Annotated in this window: 5 protein-coding genes; 2 read left to right on the top strand and 3 right to left on the bottom strand. The window is 74.8% G+C overall.

The window, feature by feature from the left end:
* The coding region (locus ACWJ6R_RS31630) for an SPFH domain-containing protein (RefSeq protein WP_449065733.1) at window positions 1-641 on the bottom strand (641 nt) is incomplete at its 3' end.
* Between the two features lie 219 nt (window positions 642-860).
* On the opposite strand from ACWJ6R_RS31630, the gene ACWJ6R_RS31625 reads away from it, so the two are divergent.
* Window positions 861-1,838: a HAMP domain-containing sensor histidine kinase gene (locus ACWJ6R_RS31625; RefSeq protein WP_449065732.1), complete on the top strand. Its 978-nt coding sequence runs from the start codon at window positions 861-863 to the stop codon at window positions 1,836-1,838.
* A 91-nt stretch (window positions 1,839-1,929) separates the two neighbouring features.
* Window positions 1,930-2,586 carry a response regulator gene (locus tag ACWJ6R_RS31620; protein ID WP_449065731.1) on the top strand — a complete coding sequence of 219 codons (657 nt, stop codon included), beginning with the start codon at window positions 1,930-1,932 and terminating at the stop codon, window positions 2,584-2,586.
* A gap of 28 nt (window positions 2,587-2,614) precedes the next feature.
* Here the strand turns inward: ACWJ6R_RS31620 and ACWJ6R_RS31615 are convergent, their stop codons facing one another.
* Both ACWJ6R_RS31615 and ACWJ6R_RS31610 read right to left on the bottom strand, forming a co-directional pair.
* Window positions 2,615-3,115: a methylated-DNA--[protein]-cysteine S-methyltransferase gene (locus ACWJ6R_RS31615; RefSeq protein ID WP_449065730.1), complete on the bottom strand. Its 501-nt coding sequence runs from the start codon at window positions 3,113-3,115 to the stop codon at window positions 2,615-2,617.
* A 112-nt stretch (window positions 3,116-3,227) separates the two neighbouring features.
* The coding region (locus tag ACWJ6R_RS31610; RefSeq protein ID WP_449065729.1) for a DNA-3-methyladenine glycosylase family protein at window positions 3,228-4,051 on the bottom strand (824 nt) is incomplete at its 5' end.

The following is a 4,051-nucleotide window of genomic DNA, read 5'->3' as shown; positions in this document are numbered from 1 at the left end:
ACCGGCCGGGCGCGGGCGGCCAGGGGCGGGCGGCCGCCGGGGCCGGTACGGGCGCTGAAGCCCTCCGCCCAGCGGATCAGGCCCGTGCCGAGCGGGATCTCGATCCGGCCGAGCTCGACCCGGGTGACCTCCACGCCCTGCTCCCGGGTCCTGCCGGTGATCCGGGAGGCCAGCTCGCGCCGCTCACCGCCGGGCGACGCGGCCAGCTCCGCCAGGTCGCGCCCGGCGATGTGGCGGCGGACCTCGTCCTCCGCCGCGGCGGTCGTGGCGGAGAGCGGAGAGTCCCCGGCCAGGCAGTGGCGGACCGGGTCGCGCACCTCCGCGAGCGCGGCGCCGCTGACCGTCACGGCCACGCCGTCGCGGGTGGTGGCCTCCAGCCAGAGCAGGTCGACGTGGACCGGACGGAGCGGGACCCGCACACCGCGCTCCAGGAACGGCAGCATGAAGACGATCCCCGGACCCCGCACTCCGGCGGGGCGGCCGCGCCTGAACAGGACGAGGCGCTCGCCGGGGCGGACGAGGCGGACCCAGCGGGCGGCGATGACCGCGAGCGCCCCCAGCGCCACGGTGCCCGCGACGATCCAGGCGGGCAGCGCCTCGACGGCGAGCGCCGCCTGCGGGTCGTTTCCGAGCACGGTCATGACGTCCCCCTCCTGTGTTAACTGCCCCATTTCGGACTTGCTGTGCGGATTGCCCTATTTCAATTCTCTGTCGAGCCCCGCCGCGGGACCATCGGGGCCGGTACCCATCTCCGAGGGGGGACGACATGTAGAAGGGCCGGCGGGGAATGGGGAGACGTACGGCTTCGTGGGGGGCGCTCCGTATGGACGGGCGGACCCGGACACGATGAGGTTGGAGACATGAGCGATTCCCGGAGGACGCCGGCGCAGGCGCTGTTCCGCAGGCTGTTCGCGATCAACGGTCTGGTCTTCACGGTCGGCACGTTCGTCCTGGCGCTCTCGCCCGCCACGGTCTCCTCGCCGGTCCTGCTCACCGAGGTGCCGGTCCTGGCGGTCGGGCTGGCGCTGATCCTCGCCGCCAACGCGCTGCTGCTCCGCACCAGCCTGGCCCCGCTCGGCGCGCTCACGGCGCTCATGCAGCGGGTGGACCTGCTGAGGCCGAGCGACCGGCTCACCGACAGCGGCAACGGCGACCTGACATATGTGATCGACGCCTTCAACGCGATGCTCGACCGGCTGGAGGCGGAGCGCAGCGCGAGCAGCGCGCACGCGCTGGCCGCGCAGGAGGGCGAGCGGCAGCGCATCGCCCGGGAGCTGCACGACGAGATCGGCCAGAGCCTCACCGTGGTGCTGCTCGGCCTGAAGCGGGTGGTGGACCGCGCGCCGGAGGAGCTGCGGGAGGAGCTCCACGCCGTGCAGGAGACGGTCCGCGCCAGTCTGGACGAGGTGCGGCAGGTCGCCCGCCGGCTCCGCCCCGGCGTGCTGGAGGACCTGGGGCTGCTCAGCGCGCTCAACAGCCTGGCGGCGGAGTTCTCCCAGGGCAGCGGGGTGCGGGTGGTCCGCAAGCTGGCCGCCGACCTGCCCGCGCTGGGACCGGCGGCCGAGCTCGTCCTCTACCGGATCGCGCAGGAGGGCCTGACGAACGTGGCCAGGCACGCCCGCGCCACCCGGGCGGAGCTCTCGCTGACCGCGGAGGACGGCGCGGTGATCCTGCGCATCACGGACGACGGACGGGGAGGAGAGCTCCGGGAGGGCGCGGGGATCCGCGGCATGCGGGAGCGCGCGCTCCTCATCGGCGCCCGCCTGACCGTCGCCCCCGCCCCCGGCGGCGGCACCGAGGTACGCCTGGTCGTGCCCGCATCAGTGGACCGGGGCTGAGCCCGGTGGACGCTTTCATGTTCGGCGGTGGACCGGGGACGAGCCCGGTGGATGCTTTCATGTTCGCGGCAGCGGAACGGAGATGAGCCCGGTGGACCCTTCCCCGACGCGGATCCTGCTGGCGGACGACCACGCTCTGGTCCGGCACGGGCTGCGGCTGATCCTCGACGCCGAGCCCGACCTGACGGTCGTCGCGGAGGTCGCCGACGGCGCCGAGGCGGTCGAGGCCGCCGCGGAGTCGGAGGTCGACCTGGCGATCCTGGACATCGCGATGCCCCGGATGACCGGGATCCAGGCGGCGAGGGAGATATCCCGGCGGGCTCCGGGCATCCGCATCCTGATGCTGTCCATGTACGACAACGAGCAGTACTTCTTCGAGTCGCTCAAGGCCGGGGCCTCGGGGTACGTGCTCAAGTCGGTCGCCGACCGGGATCTGCTGGAGGCCTGCCGGGCGGCCATGCGCGGTGAGCCCTTCCTCTACCCCGGCGCCGTCACCGCGCTCATCCGCGAGTACCTGCAGCGCGACCGGCAGGGCGGGCGCCTGCCCGAGAGCATCCTGACCCCCCGGGAGGAGGAGATCGTCAAGCTGATCGCCGAAGGGAACTCCTCCAAGGAGATCGCCGAGACGCTGGTCATCAGCGTCAAGACGGTCGACCGGCACCGTGCGAACATCCTGCAGAAACTCGGCATGCGCGACCGGCTGGAACTGACCAGGTACGCGATCCGGGCCGGGCTGGTCGAACCGTGAGGCCGTTCCGGGACGCTCGGGCGGCTGGTCAGAGCGTCCCGGCCTCGTGGGCGAGCAGCCACTGCTTGACCGGCGTGCCGTAGTAGTAGCCGCCGTAACCGCCGGTGGACGGCAGCACGCGGTGGCAGGGCACGAACGGGGCGATCAGGTTCTGCGCGCAGGCCCCGCCCGCGGCCCTGGCGGCCGTCCGCGGCATGCCCGCGCGCTCGGCCAGCTCGGCGTAGGTGACCGTGGCGCCCGGCGGCACCTCGCGCAGCGCCGTGAGCAGCCGCTGCCGCCGGGGGCTGCCGGGCTGGCTCACCGCCACGCCGTCGAGCGCCTTCAGGTCGCCGTCCAGATAGTCGCGTACGGCCTGCGCCGCGTGGCCGAGGTCGTCGACCCGGGCCATGCCCAGGGTCCGGAGGGCGGGCGAGAGCCGGGCGAGCATCTCGTCCGGGTCTGCGGTGAATCCCGCCGCGACGAGCACCCCCTCGTGGGAGAGCAGCGACAGCGGTCCGGTCGGGGTGGGAAGGATCTGCGCCTCGATCATCACGACTCCTCGGTCGTCGGAGCGGCCGCCCGGAAGGCAGAGGCCCCCGGACGGAAGGGGAGAGCGGTCGTCCGGGTCACCGGTGGTGTCGCCGGGCGGGCGTGGAAGGCGGTCATTCGGAGCTCCAGAGGTGGAGGGCGGCGTACGCCCGCCAGGGGCGCCACCGCTCGACGTGGTCGTCGGGGATGCCGAGGCAGGCCATGGCCCGCCGCAGCACCAGATCGCCCTCGGGCCACGCGTCCGGGTCGCGCAGCGCCCGCAGCGCGACGTATCCGGCCGTCCAGGGTCCGATTCCGGGCACCCGGAGCAGCGCGGCGACGGCCTCGCCGGGCTCCTGCGCGCCGTCCAGGTCGATCTCGCCGCCCGCGACGCGCTCCGCGAGCGCCCACAACGTGGCGACCCGCCGTCCGGTCAGCCCGAGCCCGTCCAGGTCGGCCTCCAGCAACTCTCCCGCGGTGGGGAACAGGCGGCAGACCTCCGGCGCGTCCGCCCCGGGGGACCGGCCCTCCGCCCCGGGTACGGCGGGCCGCCCGGCCCGGGCCGCGATGCGGCCGAGGACGGTGCGGGCCCCTGCCACGGAGATCTGCTGGCCGACCACCGCGCGGACGGCGACCTCGAACCCGTCCCACGCACCGGGCACCCGCAGGCCGGGGCGGGCCTGCACGAGCGGGCCCAGGGCGGTCTCGCCGAGGGCGGAGGCGATGGCCCCGGGGTCGGCGTCGAGGTCGAGGAGGCGGCGGCAGCGGGCGACGACGCGGGCCAGGTGGCGGGTGTCGCCGAGGCGCACGTCGAGACGGACGTGACCGGGCAGGGGTGTCAGGGTGACGACCCCTCCGGGGACGGCGCGGGTGTAACTCCAGCCGCCCGTCCCGCCGGGTCCGGCGCCGCCGTCCCGGCCGGAGACGCCGCGGACTTCGGAGGCGCCGGCGCCGTCCG

The organism is Planomonospora algeriensis (assembly GCF_977012225.1).
This window is presented reverse-complemented; position numbering and strand designations above follow the sequence as displayed.

Excerpts from the sequence above, each read along its gene's own strand:
- ACWJ6R_RS31625 (WP_449065732.1), top strand. The coding sequence starts at position 861 with ATGAGCGATTCCCGGAGGACGCCGGCGCAGGCGCTGTTCCGCAGGCTG.
- ACWJ6R_RS31615 (WP_449065730.1), bottom strand. The coding sequence starts at position 3,115 with ATGATCGAGGCGCAGATCCTTCCCACCCCGACCGGACCGCTGTCGCTG.